This window comes from Pseudoteredinibacter isoporae (assembly GCF_011602085.1).
GTDB lineage: Bacteria > Pseudomonadota > Gammaproteobacteria > Pseudomonadales > Cellvibrionaceae > Pseudoteredinibacter > Pseudoteredinibacter isoporae.
This window is the reverse complement of record NZ_JAAONY010000001.1, coordinates 1,936,124-1,955,205: the sequence shown is the minus strand read 5'-3', so window position 1 is coordinate 1,955,205 and position 19,082 is coordinate 1,936,124. Positions and strand designations below refer to the sequence as shown.

Sequence of the window (19,082 nt, the reverse complement as noted above, 5' to 3'; positions counted from 1 at the left end):
CACTAAAGGTTCAATATGAAGCATTTATACAACATTGTTGTACCACTACACTAGCGCCAAATTCAGTTATCCCCCTCTGTTCAAGATTGAGAAGTGAACTATGAGCCATAAAGACCCTAAAGCCGGATTGAGCCAAGCCCAGTTGGACGCCCACTGGATGCCATTCACCGCCAACCGCCAATTCAAACAAGACCCTCGCCTGATTGTATCTGCTGAAGGCAATTACTATTACGACAGCGAAGGCCGCAAGATCTTTGATGGACTTTCCGGCCTATGGACCTCCGGCCTGGGCCATAGCCGCCAGGAGATTACCGATGCCGTCTCCCAGCAGATCAAGCAGCTGGATTACTCCCCTGCTTTCCAGTTTGGCCATCCGAAAGCCTTTGAGCTGGCCCATCGTATCAGCGAGTTTATGCCCGAAGGCATCAATCGCGTGTTCTTTACGGGTTCTGGCTCTGAATCCACCGAAACCGCCTTAAAGATCGCGCGTGCCTACTGGCGTAAGCGCGGTCAGGCCAGCAAAACCAAATTGATTGGCCGCGCCAAGGGGTATCACGGTGTGAACTGGGGTGGCATTAGCGTTGGCGGTATCGGTGCCAACCGCGCGCTCTATGGCACAGTCGTCGATGCGGATCATCTGTCGCACACCATGACAGCGGAGAATCGTTTCAGCAAAGGCCAACCTGAACAGGGTGCCGAGCTTGCCAATGAACTGCTTGAGATGATTGCCCTGCACGATGCCAGCAATATTGCGGCAGTGATTGTTGAGCCACTGGCCGGTTCAGCGGGCGTGATCCCACCACCTCAGGGGTACTTGCAGCGTTTACGCGAAATCTGTGATCAGCATGACATTCTGCTGATTTTCGATGAGGTAATTACCGGCTTTGGTCGCATGGGAGCCAATACGGGTGCCGAAGCATTTGCGGTAAAACCGGACATCGTCAATATGGCGAAGCAGCTCACCAATGGTGCGATCCCAATGGGTGCCGTTGCAGTGAAGCAGGAAATTTACGATTGCTTTATGGAAACCGCCGGCGCGGAATATCTTCTGGAATTGCCACATGGATACACCTACTCAGCGCATCCCGTTGCCTGTGCCGCAGGCTTAGCGGCTTTGGATATTTTGGAACAAGAACAACTACCACAACGCGTTGCCAGCATGGCGCCGCTGCTGGAAGAAGCCATTCATGGCTTAAAAGGTTGCCAGTACGTAAACGATATCCGCAACTACGGTTTTGCAGCAGGCTTAAGTTTTGAAGCGGCCCCTGGCGAACCTTTATTGCGTCCGTATCAAGTGGCCATGAGCATGTGGGAAAAAGGCTTCTACGTTCGCTACGGCGGAGACACCATTCAGCTAGGCCTGCCTTTTACCACCGAAGCCGAAGAGATCGACAGCCTGGTCAATGCACTGGGCGAATCGATCAACGCACTGTAACTCGCCACAGAGAATCCCTGACTTTCTGGCCTGCAGGATACGTAGGCCATTCATTTATTTTTTTGGAATTTATTATGACAACTGTTGGACATTTTATTAACGGCGAGCACATCGCCGATACGGCCCGTTGCCAGGATGTTTTCAATCCGGCAACCGGTGGCATTAGCAAGCAGGTTGCACTGGCAAGCAAGGCGACGGTACAACAAGCCATTGATGCCGCCCAGGCTGCTTATCCAGCCTGGCGTAATACGCCGCCATTGAAGCGAGCGAGTATTATGTTCAAATATAAAGAACTGCTGGAAGCCAATGCCGAAAAAATCGTTGCGGCCATTACCGAGGAACATGGCAAGGTACTGAACGATGCGCACGGTGAGTTTATCCGCGGTGTTGAAGTTGTAGAGTACGCTTGCGGTGCCCCGGAACTGTTGAAAGGCGAGCACAGCAAAAATGTTGGTCCTGCCATCGATTCTTGGAGTGAATTTCAGCCACTCGGTGTGGTTGCCGGTATCACGCCGTTTAACTTCCCCGCCATGGTGCCTATGTGGATGTTCCCCATGGCCATTGTTTGCGGTAACACGTTCATCCTGAAGCCTTCAGAACGTGATCCGAGCTGCGCCATTTTACTCGCCGAATTGCTCAAAGAAGCCGGCTTGCCCGATGGCGTCTTCAACGTCGTGAATGGTGATAAAGAAGCGGTCGACAGCCTGCTGGAAGCACCGGAGGTGCATGCGGTTTCCTTTGTAGGCTCTACGCCAATTGCAGAATACATATACAACAAAGGCAATAGCGCCGGTAAGCGCGTACAAGCTCTGGGCGGCGCTAAAAACCATGCTATCGTAATGCCGGACGCTGATCTGGATAATGCGGTGAACGCTCTGATGGGCGCGGCCTACGGTTCCTGCGGTGAACGCTGCATGGCCATTTCGGTGGCGGTGGCGGTTGGCAATGACACAGCGGACACTCTGGTCGCCAAATTGAAAGAACAGCTGGAAACGCTGAAGGTCGGCCCCGGCACCGATAACAGCAACGACATGGGACCACTGATTACCAAACAGCATTTTGAAAAAGTAAAAGGCTACGTCGATGCCGGCGAAGCGGCGGGTGCCACACTGGTGGCCGATGGTCGTGGCCTGGTTGTGGAAGGCCATGAAAATGGCTATTTCCTGGGTGGTACTCTGTTTGACCACGTCAGTACAGATATGAGTATCTACACTGATGAAATTTTTGGTCCTGTACTCTGCGTTGTACGTGTGGAAAACATGCAGGAAGCCATGGACCTGATTGACGCCCACGAATTTGGAAACGGCACCTGTATCTTTACCCGCGACGGTGAAGCCGCTCGCTACTTTACTGACAATATTAAAGTCGGCATGGTCGGCGTAAATGTTCCACTGCCGGTACCGGTTGCCTGTCATAGCTTTGGCGGCTGGAAGCGTTCACTGTTTGGTGATCTGCACGCTTACGGCCCGGACGCCGTGCGTTTCTACACCAAGCGAAAAACCGTTACCCAACGCTGGCCAAGTGGCGGGGTGCGTGAAACTGCACAATTCTCTTTTCCTAGCAATCAGTAGTCATTGATTGTATTTAAAAGAGATCAGGTAAAACCCAAAAGGCCAGAGCAAATGCTCTGGCCTTTTGGGTTTTGACAAATACATATTCGTGCCATCCAAATCTTCTATTCTTTACTCAACTTGTCCAGCGAACGGGGCTTAAACAAGGTGATCCAGAACAGACCTTCAAATACGATACCAATCACTGCAAACAGCAAAGAGAAAGGTTTCAGCCCAATAACAGAATAGAAGAAAAGTGCGCCAACGATGCACACAAACATAATGATATAACGGTATTTAGACATGGGCAGCCGTTCCATAGAAGATATTATCGAATAACAAACAGGCTAATCCAAATCTCTGTGCTATCCAAGTTCGCTTATACTTCTTTACTCTCGCAGCCTTCTGCGACATCCCGGCATCCGGGCCTTCCAGCAGTAGTTGATCATCACAAACAGCGCAATCCAGAAACCCGCGGACAGCAAGAAATTAAATACCTGCTCCCAAATAGAGCAACGATTGGCATCCAGACAAGCATCACTGAATACAAGATACGTCGCCAATGCCATGCAGATAAACAGCAATACGATGTAAACAAACATCATGGCGATCCTTCGCCAGGCAGGTGGATAGTCATATAACGCCGTCTGATCTGTACGCTCATGCAATAGATAGGAAGCCTTCGAGATACCTTCCGCGCTCAGGACGACAATTGAAGAAGCCAACATATCGTGAATTGCCTGATACCTGCGACTGCTTAATACGGTGAGCAATGACGGTAGACCAAAGAGGATTTTGATAGCACTTCGCCAGTACGCCTGGAACAGATTCAGCCGGCGATTATCGGCAACCTTTCGTACCCGAAGCTTCATCAGATGTTGCCCCAGACTAGCGCCCGTATAGGCAACAAGAAGCGGTTCAATGGACAAACATACTCCGATAATCAAAACACTCTCCAGTTTTGACGAATCCAGAGCAAGCCCATTAATGGCCATCACAGTCAGTGCAAAATAAAAGGCCATAAAAACACCGTCGAATAGCAAAGCAGCAAGACGTTTTGATAGGGGTGCAAAGGCTACTGGAGCTTCCACGGCGGCTTGTCCTTAAGATAAAAGAAAACAGCAATCTTACAATTCGCGGGCTGAATTTCCGCTATATCCCATAATCACGCTCAACTTTGGCGATTCGGGTCTTAAAACTGGAATACCATGTTTGACGCCCCAGGCGCTGGGCTTCCCGGTGCTCCCCGTGTTGCTTCCAGCGTTTAATGGATTCCAGATCGGACCAATAGGATACCGTAATTCCAACATCTTCCCGAGCCGACTCAACACCGAGAAACCCTTCTTGTTGCACAGCAAGCTCCAGCATTCGATTCGCCATTTCACCATACCCCTCATCATCTTCAGTACGGAGAGACGTAAAGATAACGGCGTAATAAGGCGGTTTCGGGGTAGTTGCAATCAGAGACATAGCTTCTCCTAGTTAAGCAGGCAGTGGGTTGGTACAAGTACAAGTCCAGCCAAACGATATTACTCACAGAAAGTATGATTGTTAACAAACAGTACTAAAGTGGAAATTTACGCAAGCCGACGCAATTCCAATCTTGCCCTTGAATGTTTATAGATTCCGGTAAACACTCAAATTTCTCAAAGCCTTGTTTCTGCAATACCCTGAACGAGGCAGGATTATTATCCAGCACTCTAGCCTGCAGTTCACGCAGCTTAAAAGTGTTCCTGGCTTCGGAAATCAAATGCGATAAACACAGGCTCGCCAAGCCTTTTGAACCCTGCTGTTGAGCAACCCGGTATCCGACCTCCGCTGAGCCGTCAGATATACCCTTTAGGTTTCCCCTCGCAACCACAACATCTTCATCAAAAAGTAACACCGAATAAGCACGCCCTTGGTGCACCTTTTCGACCCACTCTCCGATATGAGCCGCAACACCATCCAGTGTATAAAAATCATCGCCACGAGGTTCAATTAAGGATTCAAACCACGCTCGGTTTTCCAATTCAAATTGGAGCAAAGCTTGCAGATGATTTATTGCCAGAGGTTTTACTATCATTAGCGTACATTCTGTGTAGCAACGAAACCCTAGTATTATCCCCATAAACCATACAAGTGCTCAACTATTTGATTTCTACTGAAGAAGGGAATTATGCAGGGAAAGCTCCCCGCATAATTAAAGGACGCTTATCAGGGCTACTCACGCTCTATCGAGTAGATCGCGCCGGACTCGCGCATCTCAGGTAAATTTTCAGCGGCCATATAATATGGTTCAATATCATAGTAATCATCTGAAGAAGCTTTTCTATTTCTGATATCCGTTCTAACTCCAGAAACCTTATTATAGGCAATTTTACTTACCTGAAATTCAACTCTGCCAGAGTTTACCTCCTTTATACGCATCAAACCATATTTGTATTTTTCATCTGCGTCAGGGAAGATTTTTGCATAGTTTACAATATAGAAATCATCAGCTAAAGGCTGCTCGATATACGCAGCTTCTTGCAACTTATCCTTTTGTACCGAGTAAATCCCAAACAATACGAGACAAGCAATAATGATTAATCCTGAAAATAGTGGCAAAACATTCTTTTTCTTGAATACAGTTGCCTTGATTTCCCCTGAAAGCTTCGCTGGAAGATCCTTATCGATTAAGGTTCTCCTACAGTGGGTACATTCAATTCCAACGGTTCTTGAAGTTGGAAATGTCGGTATCCAATAAAGGTGGAAATATTTAATGACACCAAATGTTACAAACTGCTTACTTTCACAACTCGGACAATCTATACCTTCAACTATTTGCCCTGAAACTGTTTTCCCTCTGGACCCGAAAAAGATCATATTCACTCCATTTTTGCGTTTATGATAAATCCATCCGACAAACCGAATATTTGGCGCTCAACCTACAGTAAAAACTAATGATATCTGCAAGAAGGCGATACTAGTTTACTGACCTAAATCCATAAAACCCTACAACTTTAGAGTGAATTAAAATAATAAGATTAGTCGTTACACTAGATCGCGGCATCTCAAAAGGCTTGTCCGCTTGTAGCGCCTATTGAAAGGTTAAAGAGCGTTTTGATAGGAACTGTATGGGAATTGCAGTGAAGCTAACGATTTGTTTTTCTTATCTGATAAAGAATGAACGCGCGATGAACCCGCGAAAGAAATCGTATAAAGTACGAAGTGAAAAGCCTCTGTAACTGGAAACTGTTTCCCAAAAGGCTCCATGCATTAAATTGGTAAGAAAGCAATTGCCTTGGATAAATCATTTATCCAATCAAAACTTTTTGGCAGAAGGCAAGCCATAAACGATCAATCCTACACCGATGACTACAAGATAGGGAATGCCAAGCTCAGAATCTTCGGCGGGCACTGTTTTGTAAAAAGTATCTTGCCCACCGCCTGATAGCGCGCCAACAAGGTACTCCCACGCGTTCAGCGCTGCAGTTATCAGATACGGAAATACGACGATCGCCATGCAGGCACAGCCAAGTAAAAAGGCAATAACCCTCATGCTAGTCAAACCTTATTATCCAATTCGGCTCAGCTTAATCAAAACCTCTCCCGGTCCGACATAATCACCACTCGTTACCAATACCTCATCCACCACCCCACAACTGGGGCTAATGATTTCATAAAGATGCCATGACATCTCGAGCTCAGCAAGAAGCTTACCAGCAGTAATTTGATCACCGGGCGACACCAATACACGACAAGTCGGGTCGTGAACCGATTCATCATAATCCGGTGCACATATTAGTCCGTCTTCAGGCCACTGTTCCTCTTCTGGAGGGATATGAGTTTCTTCTCTTTGACCCAGGGCTCCGTTAAGCCATTTCAGCAATCGGTCTTTCATTCCACTCCAACTCTCTGCAGTTCCATTTTTATTTTTCTCACAGTTGATTTGGCGCCCTCTCGATAAAGCCTTTCCATACCTCGTCCATATTAGGCAGCCATTGTTCCAGTATGGGTGTTGTGGCCTCAGCGGGTGATAATCCCCTGTATTCTTGAAGGTAACGAAACAAAAACGCCGACACTCGGGCATTGACTATACAGTGAACCCAGACCTTTTTGTGTTGAAGCGCATCCATATACGAACAGAATTCGCGGTAGTGATCTTCATTGGGTGAATCGAAGGGAACGGGGATATGGATATAGCTCATCCCCAAAGATGTCACTATGCATCCTTCCTCCGAAATCGACTTTTCATGATTCGGCATGGCCAGGTTAATAACAAGCTCATATTCACCTTCAGCAATAACTTGGAATTCCTCTTTAGAGGGTTGCCCGGAAGATGCAATTCGATCAGTGACCGAATAAAAATTGAATATCGTCATACTTAGAAACCCTTCAAGAGAGCCCGGACCTCTCAAGTTGATTTATGGAGCCTTCTCGCGGTCAATAACGGAGATCGTTCTCTCGACAAATCGAACAAAAACTCATTCCGGTAACAAGGGCGACAACTCGACATCATCTTGCCAAACCATCGCCCTGCCGGTTTATCCGTTTACGATAAATTAGTGCTTTTCCCCATAGGACTCGACCGCTTGCCAAACTCTCAGCAAATTATCTCCCAGGATTTTTCGGATATCCGTTTCGCTGTAACCCCGATTGAGCAAACCCTGAACCAGAGCCGGGTAGCTGGCGACATCTTTCAGGTTTTCAGGCAGAGAGTCACCCACACCATCATAGTCAGAACCGACACCGACGTGATCAATGCCGATCAGTTTTACGGCGTAATCAAAATGATCCAATACCTGATCGAGACTGGCATAAGGGTAAGGGTTTTCCTTTTTGTACTTTACTTCAAAACCCTTAACATCTTGCTCGCTGGCTTTTGGATGGGCCTTCTTATAAGCCGCTACAGCAGCTTTACGCTTGTTGTTGTAACCATTGGCCTCTTCATGGATAAAGGCGGAGCCGAAGTTAATCTGGATAACACCACCATTCTTCTTTAACGCCTGCAGCATTTTGTCATCCATATTGCGCTCCCAGCCCGGTGTAAAGTGGCGCAGGGAGGAATGAGATGCGATAACAGGCGCTTTCGTTACCGCCATCACGTCATAGAAGGCCTGGTCAGAGACATGTGAAATATCGATCATCATGCCGATATTGTTCATTTCGGTAATCAGCTTCTTACCAAAGTCACTCAAACCCTGGTGGGGCTTATCTTCCGAATAAGAGGAATCGCTGATGTGATTACTTTTAGAATGAGCCAAGGTGATATATCGAATGCCCCGATCATAAAAATACTTCAGGTTCTCCATATTGCCTTCAATTGGAGTGCCGTTTTCCATGCCCATTGGCAGGGAAATCTTTCCGGCCTTTTGGTTATCCAGCATATCTTGCGTGCTGTAAGCCAGAGCAAACTTTTCAGGTGCACGCCCAACCATCGCTTCAACGCGATCAATCAAACGATCCGCCAACGCAATGCTGCCGCCCTTCTTTTCGTATTCCGCCGGTATGTACACTGACATAAAAGCCGCGTCCAAACCGCCCCTGCTCGCTCTCGGGTAGTCAAAATCTCCATCTTTGGTCGCTTTGGTAACGTCAGCGTAACTGTCTTCAATGCGGTAAGGCACATCAATATGAGTATCGACAATCAGCGCATCCCTGGCCAGTTGCGTTGCCTTGGGGCTTACCTCAATGTTCGCTGCAGCGTAAGCAGACGATGCGAAACTCAGGCTGGCTGTAGCCAACCATAGAAACGCGGTTTTATTGTTCAATTTATTGATACCCGGGAGGTTCGCCATAAAGAGGCCCCTATTAAAATTATTGTGTTCATGGAATTGCTAACAGAGGCAATATTACGGAGTTCCGGGGCGGGAAGCAAAGCGCAAGCAGCACCGGATTCATGGAATCGTAAACTTCAAAGATGGCAGGCAAAAAAATGGGGGCACGAAGCCCCCTAAGATCTCTAGCCGAGTGATAAACCGGTTCGAGCGTGTCGAATTTCTCGTTCTACGTTATGGCGTTTAGTTCAAGGCCATCACGTCTTTTTCCAATTGAGTCAGCACTCGCTCGGAGGTGTTTCCGCGCATTGCAGCCAACAAGCCTTTACGCGCCAATGTACCGATTAATACAATGTCGGCACCCAGTTCTTTGGCGGCTTCCGAAATCACATCCTCAGGTGCCCCCTGTCGAATATGAACATGATCAGAACCCATATCCAGCTTGCGTAACAGACTGCCACGATCTGGAATATTCATCGTATCCTCGTATGCGTTGACGACATGCAAATCCGCACCATACAAATCGGCAGTCCAACGGCCACGCGAAATAATCTTGTCATTCAGCTCCTGGTAGCGCTCATCTTTCGCTTGAGCATTGATCGCTGCCAACACTGTCTTACGGTGGTACTCGGCACCCGGGCGGACAATCAATACCGGGCATTTCGCATTACGCAGTAAGGCCCATTTTGAGTCACTGAAGCGAATGCCTTTTTCGCCGTCACCGTAATCCGGGATCACAATCATGTCAGTCTGGAAATGTTTACCAGAGGACAACAAGGCTTTTTGCCAATCGTGAGCCCAACAAATTTCTGCGGTGTATTCCAAACCTTCTTTTTCCATACGCTTGGCCAGCGCAGAGAAGTTGGAAACATCACTGTACATATCCGGATTGCGATGACTGGTGTCCACCGAATGGCCATCAACACCGATAAAAATGTGGATGGCCGGTGCGCTATCGCGCATTTTGGCGGTGATAATGGCTCGCTCCAAAGCAGGATGTTCATCACGCGTTGGATCGATAACAACCAATAAGTTTTCTTTTGTACTCATAATGTCAGTGCCTTCTTTTATATACTCGACTAAGATGCCGCTAATATAATTCAGAAACTGTTACCGACTTATGATTTGCCTCAATAGTTGTGTGATCTCTGTCGACGCAGAGGACTCATCGCTAATCGTTCAGTTCATGCTACTCAAATCGTCCCAACGGCACTTGATCTTCATCAATTACCAAGCCCTTATATAAACGCAAAAACAGCACCAAACTCCCCGCCCTTGATCCATATCAACACCTGCTGCATAAACCATGATTACACTGCAGGCATCATAAACTCGGGATAGCTGACACCGTGAACAATCCAAATGCCCTGGCAAGCCAATCCTTTGATTTAGCCGCCCAGCAACATCCGCATTTACTGCGCAGCGCCAGTTACAACTATCCGCACCGGTGTGCTTTTAAGGCTGTGGATGACGGCGATACTCAAACCGTCAATCAGCGTTTGAGCATTTCACCGCTGGCCATCTGGTTAAACCTGCCCGCACGTCGTTTTGATACAGCTTTGGGACGGGATTTTCTGGACAGCCTGATCGCCGAAATCACCTTGCGTAAAGAGGCCTTCGGCCGCCGCCCGGTTACTCAGCTATTACTGCGCCACCCGTTTCTTCATTACCAGGGTGCCGACATCACCGAATTGATGCATTTGCTGGCCAGCAACTTCCGCCTGAATCACCGGGACAACTCGCCCATTGAGTACTGCGCAGAACTGCTGCTGGAAGAAGCTGAGGGAGCCAATCTGGCGCTACTGAAAGGCCTGGGATTCAATGAATTCCTGCTGAGCCTGCCTGCCAGCCCAAGCCGGGGTGACTATGAAAAGCTGCACGCTATTTGGCAACATGCGCGCGAATTTGCCGCCGACAGCCTCGGTGTGCGCCTACCCTACGGCTATCCAGAGCAGGATTTGCACAGCATGCGCGCCCTACTGGATCAGATCCTTAGTCTGAAACCAGACCGCATATTGCTGACCCCTGCCAGCGAACTGGATCGCTGGAACCTGCAAGATCATATTCACGAGCATGGCAGCAACAGCGCCAGCCAATTTGCCCTGATCTACAATGCCTTGCGCCACGCCGGCTATCGCGTATTGGGGAACGATTGTTTTGTGATTGGACGCGATTCACTGGCAATCGCCCAGAATCAAAATCGCCTGCGTCGCACTGCCATCGCCTACAATTCAGTCAATGCCGCCGACCTACTGGGCCTGGGCCCTGCAGCCAGCAGCCAATTGGGCAGCCGCTACGAGAGTAATCTGGAAGCCATCCAGCCTTACATTGAAAATCTGCAGTTGCACAAACTGGCGATAGACAAGGTGCTCCAACTCGGCACAAAGGCCAAGGCCTGCCGGGTCGTTGCTGACCAATTACTGTGCTATCACCGCCTGGATATCCACTACATCGAGAATCGCTATGAGCTGGCCCTAGCCTCTCTTGCGGAGAACATCAGCTGGGAATTCAATGCAGAGGCCAATATGGAGCTGATGCGAATCCACAATGGATTATTGCAGCTCAGCGATGACGGCATTATGCGCCTATTGTTTATAAGCGATACCTTTCTGGCGGGCTTGCTCAAAACCCCCAAGAAAGACTAGGAAAAATCAAAGGGCCATGCTTAATTATTAGTAGTTCAGGCAATAGAAGCCCTAGCAATACCATGGATAAGTTGTAAAATTAAGAACTCGCTAATATGCCTTTGCACGTTAAAGGCAGAAAATGCTGAAAATGACAGAGAATCTAGCCAACAGTGAATGTAATGACCTCTAATATCATCAGTAAATCGCCACGTTGCCACCATAACCCTCAGGTTTCCTGTGGTGACTGTCGCTTGAACAGTATCTGCCTGCCCATCAGTGTGCATGTGGATGAGTTGGATAAACTGGATGAAATCATCCAGCGTGGTCGCCCGCTCCATAAAGGCGATTACCTCTATCACGCCAATGATCCGTTTACCTCCGTGTACGCTGTACGCTCAGGCACGATCAAATCCATCCGCATCACCAACGATGGTGAAGAGCAGGTCACCGGATTCCATCTGCCGGGTGAAATTCTCGGTATGGACGGCATTGCACAAAATGTACACACCAATTCGGCCATTGCCTTGGAAACCACTGCGGTGTGCGAAATTCCTTTCGCACGAATGGAAGAACTCAGTATCAAGATTCCGAGCCTGCAGCGCCATTTCTTTCAATTGATGAGCCAGGAAATTACCGCCGATCAACAGTTGATCACCCTGCTCAGCAAGAACAGTGCAGAAGAGCGTGTAGCCTCAATGCTACTGAGCATTTCTACCCGCAACCATCGCCGTCATTTATCGGCGACGCTGTTTCGCCTGGCCATGTCCCGTGCCGATATGGGCAACTATTTAGGCTTAACGGTTGAAACGGTGAGCCGTGTACTCAGTCGCTTCCAAAAACAGGGCGTTTTATCGGTGGATAAAAAGGAAATTGAAATTCTGGATATGGACGGATTGCGCAAAGCAGCGCGAGCGGATGTATGCTGATCAATTCCCAACGCGAGTTTACCGTTCAAACGTAAACACGCACTGGGAAGAATGAAAAAAGCCCGCCAAATGGCGGGCTTTTTGTTTTTAGAACTTGTAGCCGATCATTACAGAGTAAACCATTGGGTCAATGTCTACGTCTGTCGTAATACGTGCGCCCTGTGGCAATCCAAGTGCATTACTGCCGTCTTTGACCGTCAGGGTAGCTTCGGTATCAATGTCGATATAGCGAACAGAAGCGTTCAACAGCAGGTTGTTGCCCAGATCGAAATCAAAACCCACCTGCGCCGCCAGACCCCAGGAATCATCCAGATCCACATCCAGATCGCCTGCGCCTGCTTCCAGGTTTGCACCACCTTCTTCATCGAAGAAGAATGTGTAGTTCAGGCCCAGACCAACATAAGGTTTAAAGGCGCTTTCAGAATTAAAATAGTAAACCGCACTCAGTGTTGGTGGCAGCTGTTTGGTATCGGCAACAGAACCAACGCCACGAGTATTCAGGAAGCTGCCTTTACCAGAAGCATCGTGAGAGAAAGGCGTCGCCGCCAACAATTCAACACCCCAAGACTGATCCAGCATGTAAGTGAAGGTCAGACCCAGCTGAGTGTCGTTGTCGACATCAACACCGGAATCGGCACCTAAAGAGCCGCCATTCACAAAAACCTGAGTGCTGTCACCGTCCGGAGCAACTGTGGTTACACCAGCACGCGCAATAAAATCGCCCGCTTCATAAGCATGTGCTTGAGTGCCAACAACGCAGGCCGCAATGGCCGCAGCTAAAGTCAATGGTTTCAGGGTAGCTTTCATAATTACTCTCTCTTCCTCAACAGGGGCTTGTGGTTTTAAGGCCCGTTTATTTGTTGAGGCTATTGAACAATATTGCCTTGTCCAAAGACTTGATCCAGATTAACTAAAAACAGCTTTTCGCAAACTTCAGAAAAAAGACCGATTAAAAAGGTCTTACAAGCTTGCGCTGGATCAAGTCGAGAGTTTTTTGGTGAGAAGGTTCTTATTCCGCTTTAATGCCTGGCACTTGTGGCAACTGTGCAGGCGAACTGCTTTTATCCTCGTCGGGCACAAAACGCAATGCCAATGAATTAATACAGTAGCGCTTGCCGGTAGGTGCAGGGCCATCATTAAACACATGACCCAAATGCTCACCACATTTGCTGAGAATTTCAGTGCGCCTCATGCCCCAGCTGTAGTCGGTTTTCAGAACGATATTGTCTTTGTTGGCCTCCCAGAAACTTGGCCAACCGGTGCCGGAATCGTACTTATGCTCGGAACGGAAAACCGGTAACTGACAAGCCGCACTTACAAAAGTACCTTTTTTGCCCTTGCCCATTTTTTCATTGGTGAAGCGGCGCTCAGTATCACTCTCCCATAAAATTTTGTATTGCTCACGGGGCAAGATACGCTTCCAGACGGATTTTGGCACCTGGCTTAGATCTTCTCCACTGTCGATCATTTGCTGCAAGGAGGATTCCTTGCTTACCTTCTCAGCAGATTTCGCAGCGGACTGATCGCCGTTCGCGTTATTACAAGCCATCAGTGCACCCGCCATCAACGGTATCAGCACGGCAATAGATAATTGTTTCATGGTTAAGCCTCCCTATTTCGATAATACCAGCCTAACAAAAGGCCACGAGCGCGACTTTGCAAAAGGTGGACAAGAAGTTCACAAATGTATCGCAAACCACTCTGATTCTGGCGGCACTAGTTTAATCGACGATTGGTCAACGCTGGCAATGCCTGACGCACATCCAGTAAACGTTGCCTCTCAAGAGTACAAACCAAGTGTCCTTCGCCACGCTTCAGGCTCGCCAGCGTTTTTCCCCAGGGATCGATCACGCAGCTGTGCCCCCAGGTAGATCGACGCTTGCTGTGATCGCCGCCTTGAGCCGCACCGGCCAGGAAACACTGATTCTCCACGGCTCGGGCCTTTAACAGCAGATCCCAGTGGGCCTCACCCGTGGTATAGGTAAACGCTGCGGGCACCAGAACAAGTTCACAGCCCAAATCCACCAGCTGCCTGAAATACTCCGGAAAGCGCAAATCGTAACAAATCGCCAAGCCGATATTCCCCCAGGGGCTGGAAAAGCATTGCGGCTTGATCCCGGGCGCAAAGGTATCGGATTCCCGATATTGCCCCTGGGCATCATTCACCTGGGCATCAAATAAATGCACCTTGTCATAACGTCCCACCTCTAGCCCCTGTTCATCGTAAACAAAACAGGAGGCGTACACCCGTGACCGCTGCTCATCAAGTTCGGGCGCTCCCGTGTATGGGTTTGCTCCGGTACAGGGGATGGAGCCGCCAACCAGATACACACTGTAACGAGCGGCCATTGATGAGAGAAAACCGCGCAAGGGGCCACCTTTGGTCGCCTCAGCCTGCCCCGCAGCGAGCTGATCACCACCGCCGAAAATAGCGAACATTTCCGGTAGCATCACCAATTCGGCGCCCGCTTGTGCGCAGGCTTTAATCTGTTGTTCTGCGGCGGCCAAATTGTCATCCAGAGATTTGGCCGAGACCATCTGCACCAACCCAAGAGTCAGCTGTTGCCAGTTTTTCTGAGTCATATTTATTCCGGATCTTTTTCCGATTGGCGGTTTTCCTGAACATCCTCGGAACGTACAGAATCAGTTTCAGGCTCAGCGTTTTGACTATCGCTTGGCGGAGTTTCATCGTGTTGCAGTTCAACCTCTTCCGCCACTTTTTCCCCCGCATCTTTTGCGGCTTTGGAATCGAACAGGCGCTCGAAATTCATTTGCGGGTCCGCCCAGCTGCCAGTCATGGAATAACTGACACTGGCAACCTTATCAACCTGATTGGAAAACAACTTACTGGCCAGATAAACACCGGCGGCGGCTGGCCAGCTCACCAACAAACCGGTGGCCAATGCCACATTGTTACCTACGGGTAGAGTCGCCACCAGACTGGTATCCAGACTTTCATCTTCCCAATCAATCTTTCCGGCAAACTGCAAACGACTACTGGGGCCTTTCACGATAATCGGCTCTTGAATGAGCAACTCTTGTTGTTGAAAGTCGATATGCCCATGGACCGAATCAAACACCATGCCCTCTTTGTAGAGGTCCGTAAAATCCAGGCGCAGGCGACGAACCCAGGTATCGAAGTTCAATACGCTCAACAAACGCAGAACCGCATTACCACCGGCTCCGGCCGATTGAAAGAAGCGCCCCTTCTGTATATCCAGATCCAGGCTGCCCGCAATAACCGAAGAATCAAACTCCATTGGACTGCCGGGCCAATTCATTAACAACTGAAACTCAGCACTTTCGGATTCCAGAATACTGGGCATCTGCCATTGCTGACTTAAGGTGTTGATGTCTTTAAATTGAATACGCGCGAGTAATTCACTACGAGAAACATCACCGGCCAACCAATGCAAACTCGCTCCCGGATCGACTGCTGCGGTATTATCAGCACCTTCGGTCAGATCACCTGACACACGAATGTCACCAAGCTCACCAAAGATGCGATCAATCAGCAGCCCTTGCTCTTGGCCGGCTTGAATCTGAAAACGCCAGTTCCCCAGATCGCGGCTTCCGTAGGCCAACTTTTCAATATGTACCTGTGTATGGGGGAAATCACTGAAATCCCAATCCTGAGTGACTTTTTCTTCGACAAGCGCTTCGTTTGGAACTTCAGATTCGCCAGTTTCTTCAGAGGCTTCGATCTCAGGCAGATTTAGATACCTCAAGCGAACATCTACTGGGCGATTGCTTTCGAAGTATTCAATACTGCCCGCAACCATATCGCTGTTGGCATTTAACAAAATACCTTGCTGTGTTTGGCTGGCCTGCAGGGCGATATTCGGAATGGCAAACCCAGCCAGATGCAATTCATCCACATCAATATCCAGAGCAAAAGGCACCGATTCCTGTTTCGGCAATTGGCTTCGACCTTGTTCAGCGGAACGCAAACTGCCGTATTGGGCTCTCGCGGCCTGATAACTGTCAACGATACCCAGCCAGGGTTCCAGATCCAGCGAAGCTAAATGACCACTGATCACAGCTTGGCCCGCACGGGTATTCGGCGTATTGCCGTTCAGGCCCAATGCAAAGCTTTCGCCTTCAGCGTGCTGACGAACAATCAGGGCAATGTGCTCCGGTGGCTGCTCTACTGTTTTTTCCATAAGAGCTTCTTCTGCTTGTGTTTCTTCCGCCTCGTTTTTAGAAGAACTGAGCAATGGCGCTTGCAACGCGTACTGCAAAAACAGCTGTTCCTGCACCTCATCACCAACAGGCTTGTTGCCATGGATCGGAATTCGAATATGGGTCTCTCGAGATTGCTCGGCGGTCTTGCCGTAAGGCGCCGGCAATTCAATCGAAATGCCTTGCATATCCGTTTGCAAATTCAGTCGATTACTTTCCTGCTCGCCGGAACGCCTTAAATAGGTGCTGGGCAAATGCAAACGGCCTTTGACTTTTGTCGTCCCGTCAGCCAACAGCAAACCCGGTTCGTTCATCCATTGTGCCAAGGGCTCCATAGATAACTGCGTATCAAATTCAAGAACAGAAGAGCGAGCGCTGCTGCTCAGTTTGGCGAGAATGTTTTGCCCCCAAAGCTCCGCCTGCAAATTATTACCGTGTAAGCCACGCTTGATATCGTACTTCAACTTGGCATCAACGTTTTCAAAGTGCAATGCCACATCGGGAATATACAATTCCGCGTTGCGAAGATTGGCAGAAATATCGTATTGGGCGCCTTTGCTTTCTTCCAGAGACAAAGGAATTTTCAAATCCACATTACCATCAAGCTTGCCCATCAATTCCCAAAACTGAAAATCATCGGCCTGCTCTCTGGCAATCGGGCTGTTCAGTAGAAAGTCAAAGCCCTGCTGACCACTGCCCTTGAAATTCGCCACCACATTAATTCTATCGCCTTCAGCCTCTGGGTTATCTTCAAGATCGATCGCGATGTTATTCAGTTGCAATCCGAGGCTTTTCCCCTGTTCAGCTCGGGCCTGCAGGAAGCGATCATCCACTTCCAGTCTCGCGTCTACGTCGCGGACGCGTGGCCAGCCTTCCATATAATCCAGTGCAGCACCTTCCAAATCCAAGGCCAGTTGGGTGGTATAGGTTTGGGTCAGAGAAGCGGTCAAACCACCGCGATAAATAAAGGCTCCATTGCGCAGAGTGCCTTCACCTTTAGCCTCAGCCAGAAACTTTTTAAGTGAGTCAGGAACAACGGTGGGCAGGTATTTGGGGTAATTACTGATCTTTTCATTTTGCAAACCGATCAGCAGCGTTAAATCACTGGGCAAGGTATCGGCAAACCATGGCGTAAACAGGTTCATATAACCACGCACCAGGGTTTCGCCCTGCTGCATACTCAACATACCACTATTGACATAGATACTGTTGTTATCACGATCCAGTACCCACTGCACCTGACCGCGCATCGTTTCAAAACTCTGGGCGTCATCATAGACCGTGGTGTAGTGCATTGAAAAACCGTTTTGGGAATCGATATCCACGAAGCCACGCGTTGTACTGGTTTCCACAAAACCATCCACACCGCTCACCGCAGGAGCGCCCTGCCAGGCTCCAGCTGCAATCTGTTCCAGATTAGCTTGCAGCAGAAAATCCTTGGCGATGTCCTCACCCAAACGAATGTATAGATTATTAATGTGGCCACTGGGCTTCAGGCTGGCCAGAACCTCTTTCAGCTCACCTTCGGGCAACCATTCATGGGTTTCCGCCAGTTCATACCAGTAACCAATATCAATGCGAGGGCTGCGCAAGGCCAGTGGTGTATTCGCACCAAACTCCACCGAAATATCAACAGGCTTGGGAAGATCAAAATCGACAAATTTACCGTGGATGTTCTGCAGCGACAGCTGCCAATCGCCATCGCTGCTGCGCACACCGGAAACATCCATTTTTGCAACTTCCGGCAGCGGTAAATGTCCGCCATCCGCCTGTAAATGACCGCGCAGCTCCATGAAGCTGCCTGGCAATTTTACGGTCCAAAGCTTTCCGGTCAGGGCGACATCCTGCAACTGTTCGCGTTGCGGGAACTTCTCCCAGGCCTCACGGCGAAATTGCTCCGCCAGCTCAGAGATTTTGACGTGATTTAATTCAAGGTAGGAACTGGCCAGAAAGGTTTCCCGATCTCTAGGATCACCTTCACCTTCGAACACAAAATTCAACAACGGTCTGTCGCCACTGTTGAGCTGCGCTTTCAAACGGTGGAAACTCTGGGTGTTCTCCATCACCACTTCTGGCAACTGCCAGGTACTGGGTTCGCCATCCAGCGGGTAGAATTCCAGGTTTACTGCGGCCAACTCAACCCGACCGCGCAATAGCAGCAATTCCCAAGGGCTTAAGGTCTCAGTATCTTCACTTTTGTCACTGGGCAAGACTCCGCGCAAATACACTTGCCCGTCATTGTATTGCTGAAGTGCGACACTGAGCTCATCAATGCGAAAATCTGACCACGCCAAGCGCCAGTTAAACAGGGACAGCAAGAGATCGAATTGCGTATGGAGGGATTCGACTTCCAGAACCTGCTCACCACGCTTATTGCTCAGGCGCAGACCCTGAAGTTTGATTTCCGGGCGCAGGCCAATCCACTGCCCTTCGATGTTGGCGATAGCAACCTGCACCCCCAACTGTTTGCCAAGAAGATCAGCGATATCATCGCGATAGTCATTCGCCATCGGCAATAAGAAGCGTCCAGCTTGAACCAATAAGGCCAAACTGATGACGAGTGCCGCGCAAATACCCCAAAAGCGGCGGGCGAAACTACGGGTCCAGGATGTTTTCAAACT

18 protein-coding genes are annotated in these 19,082 nt (G+C 49.1%); 4 read left to right on the top strand and 14 right to left on the bottom strand.

Translation table 11 applies throughout. The annotated features are described in order from the left end of the window. Window positions 1-100 precede the first annotated feature (100 nt). Both aptA and G8768_RS08430 read left to right on the top strand, forming a co-directional pair. Window positions 101-1,435, top strand: coding sequence for an omega-aminotransferase AptA (gene aptA / locus G8768_RS08435; RefSeq protein WP_166848527.1), 1,335 nt, complete (start codon window positions 101-103; stop codon window positions 1,433-1,435). Window positions 1,436-1,509: 74 nt separating this feature from the next. Further along, window positions 1,510-3,006, top strand: coding sequence for a CoA-acylating methylmalonate-semialdehyde dehydrogenase (locus tag G8768_RS08430; protein ID WP_166848530.1), 1,497 nt, complete (start codon window positions 1,510-1,512; stop codon window positions 3,004-3,006). Window positions 3,007-3,110: 104 nt separating this feature from the next. Here G8768_RS08430 and G8768_RS08425 read toward each other — a convergent pair whose 3' ends face one another. From G8768_RS08425 to G8768_RS08380, 10 genes are all read right to left on the bottom strand, one after another. Continuing rightward, a complete protein-coding gene (locus G8768_RS08425) occupies window positions 3,111-3,290 on the bottom strand; it encodes a sodium/proton-translocating pyrophosphatase (RefSeq protein ID WP_166848533.1) in 180 nt (59 codons plus the stop codon). 84 nt (window positions 3,291-3,374) lie between these two features. Continuing rightward, window positions 3,375-4,076, bottom strand: coding sequence for an RDD family protein (locus G8768_RS08420; RefSeq protein ID WP_166848536.1), 702 nt, complete (start codon window positions 4,074-4,076; stop codon window positions 3,375-3,377). A 61-nt stretch (window positions 4,077-4,137) separates the two neighbouring features. Next, window positions 4,138-4,455, bottom strand: coding sequence for an antibiotic biosynthesis monooxygenase family protein (locus G8768_RS08415; protein ID WP_166848539.1), 318 nt, complete (start codon window positions 4,453-4,455; stop codon window positions 4,138-4,140). A gap of 94 nt (window positions 4,456-4,549) precedes the next feature. Next, entirely contained in the window at window positions 4,550-5,050 is a 501-nt protein-coding gene (locus tag G8768_RS08410; RefSeq protein WP_166848541.1) for a GNAT family N-acetyltransferase, read from the bottom strand. A gap of 137 nt (window positions 5,051-5,187) precedes the next feature. Beyond that, window positions 5,188-5,832, bottom strand: coding sequence for a hypothetical protein (locus G8768_RS08405; protein ID WP_166848544.1), 645 nt, complete (start codon window positions 5,830-5,832; stop codon window positions 5,188-5,190). Window positions 5,833-6,271: 439 nt separating this feature from the next. Next, window positions 6,272-6,508, bottom strand: a complete 237-nt coding sequence (locus G8768_RS08400) for a hypothetical protein (RefSeq protein ID WP_166848547.1) — start codon at window positions 6,506-6,508, stop codon at window positions 6,272-6,274. A gap of 15 nt (window positions 6,509-6,523) precedes the next feature. After that, a complete protein-coding gene (locus tag G8768_RS08395; protein WP_166848550.1) occupies window positions 6,524-6,850 on the bottom strand; it encodes an acyl-CoA carboxylase biotin carboxyl carrier protein subunit in 327 nt (108 codons plus the stop codon). A 37-nt stretch (window positions 6,851-6,887) separates the two neighbouring features. Continuing rightward, window positions 6,888-7,331, bottom strand: coding sequence for a protein tyrosine phosphatase family protein (locus G8768_RS08390; RefSeq protein ID WP_166848553.1), 444 nt, complete (start codon window positions 7,329-7,331; stop codon window positions 6,888-6,890). 180 nt (window positions 7,332-7,511) lie between these two features. Then, window positions 7,512-8,747 (bottom strand): dipeptidase, encoded by a 1,236-nt coding sequence (locus tag G8768_RS08385; protein WP_166848556.1) that lies wholly within the window; start codon window positions 8,745-8,747, stop codon window positions 7,512-7,514. A gap of 222 nt (window positions 8,748-8,969) precedes the next feature. Beyond that, the gene (locus G8768_RS08380; protein WP_166848559.1) at window positions 8,970-9,776 is read right to left on the bottom strand and encodes a universal stress protein; all 807 of its coding nucleotides are present in this window, start codon (window positions 9,774-9,776) and stop codon (window positions 8,970-8,972) included. A gap of 299 nt (window positions 9,777-10,075) precedes the next feature. Here G8768_RS08380 and G8768_RS08375 point away from each other — a divergent pair, with 299 nt between their 5' ends. Further along, window positions 10,076-11,371 carry an oxygen-independent coproporphyrinogen III oxidase gene (locus G8768_RS08375; RefSeq protein ID WP_166848561.1) on the top strand — a complete coding sequence of 432 codons (1,296 nt, stop codon included), beginning with the start codon at window positions 10,076-10,078 and terminating at the stop codon, window positions 11,369-11,371. Window positions 11,372-11,532: 161 nt separating this feature from the next. Beyond that, window positions 11,533-12,279 (top strand): fumarate/nitrate reduction transcriptional regulator Fnr, encoded by a 747-nt coding sequence (fnr, locus tag G8768_RS08370; RefSeq protein ID WP_166848564.1) that lies wholly within the window; start codon window positions 11,533-11,535, stop codon window positions 12,277-12,279. Window positions 12,280-12,366: 87 nt separating this feature from the next. Here fnr and G8768_RS08365 read toward each other — a convergent pair whose 3' ends face one another. From G8768_RS08365 to G8768_RS08350, 4 genes are all read right to left on the bottom strand, one after another. Continuing rightward, on the bottom strand, window positions 12,367-13,086 hold the full coding sequence (locus G8768_RS08365) for an OmpW/AlkL family protein (RefSeq protein ID WP_166848567.1): 720 nt from the start codon (window positions 13,084-13,086) through the stop codon (window positions 12,367-12,369). Between the two features lie 202 nt (window positions 13,087-13,288). Then, a complete protein-coding gene (msrB, locus tag G8768_RS08360) occupies window positions 13,289-13,879 on the bottom strand; it encodes a peptide-methionine (R)-S-oxide reductase MsrB (RefSeq protein ID WP_166848569.1) in 591 nt (196 codons plus the stop codon). A gap of 116 nt (window positions 13,880-13,995) precedes the next feature. Beyond that, on the bottom strand, window positions 13,996-14,862 hold the full coding sequence (locus G8768_RS08355) for a carbon-nitrogen hydrolase family protein (protein WP_184679361.1): 867 nt from the start codon (window positions 14,860-14,862) through the stop codon (window positions 13,996-13,998). Window positions 14,863-14,864: 2 nt separating this feature from the next. Then, complete coding sequence (locus G8768_RS08350; RefSeq protein WP_166848571.1) at window positions 14,865-19,079, bottom strand: YhdP family phospholipid transporter; 4,215 nt, start codon at window positions 19,077-19,079, stop codon at window positions 14,865-14,867. Between the last annotated feature and the right edge of the window lie 3 nt (window positions 19,080-19,082).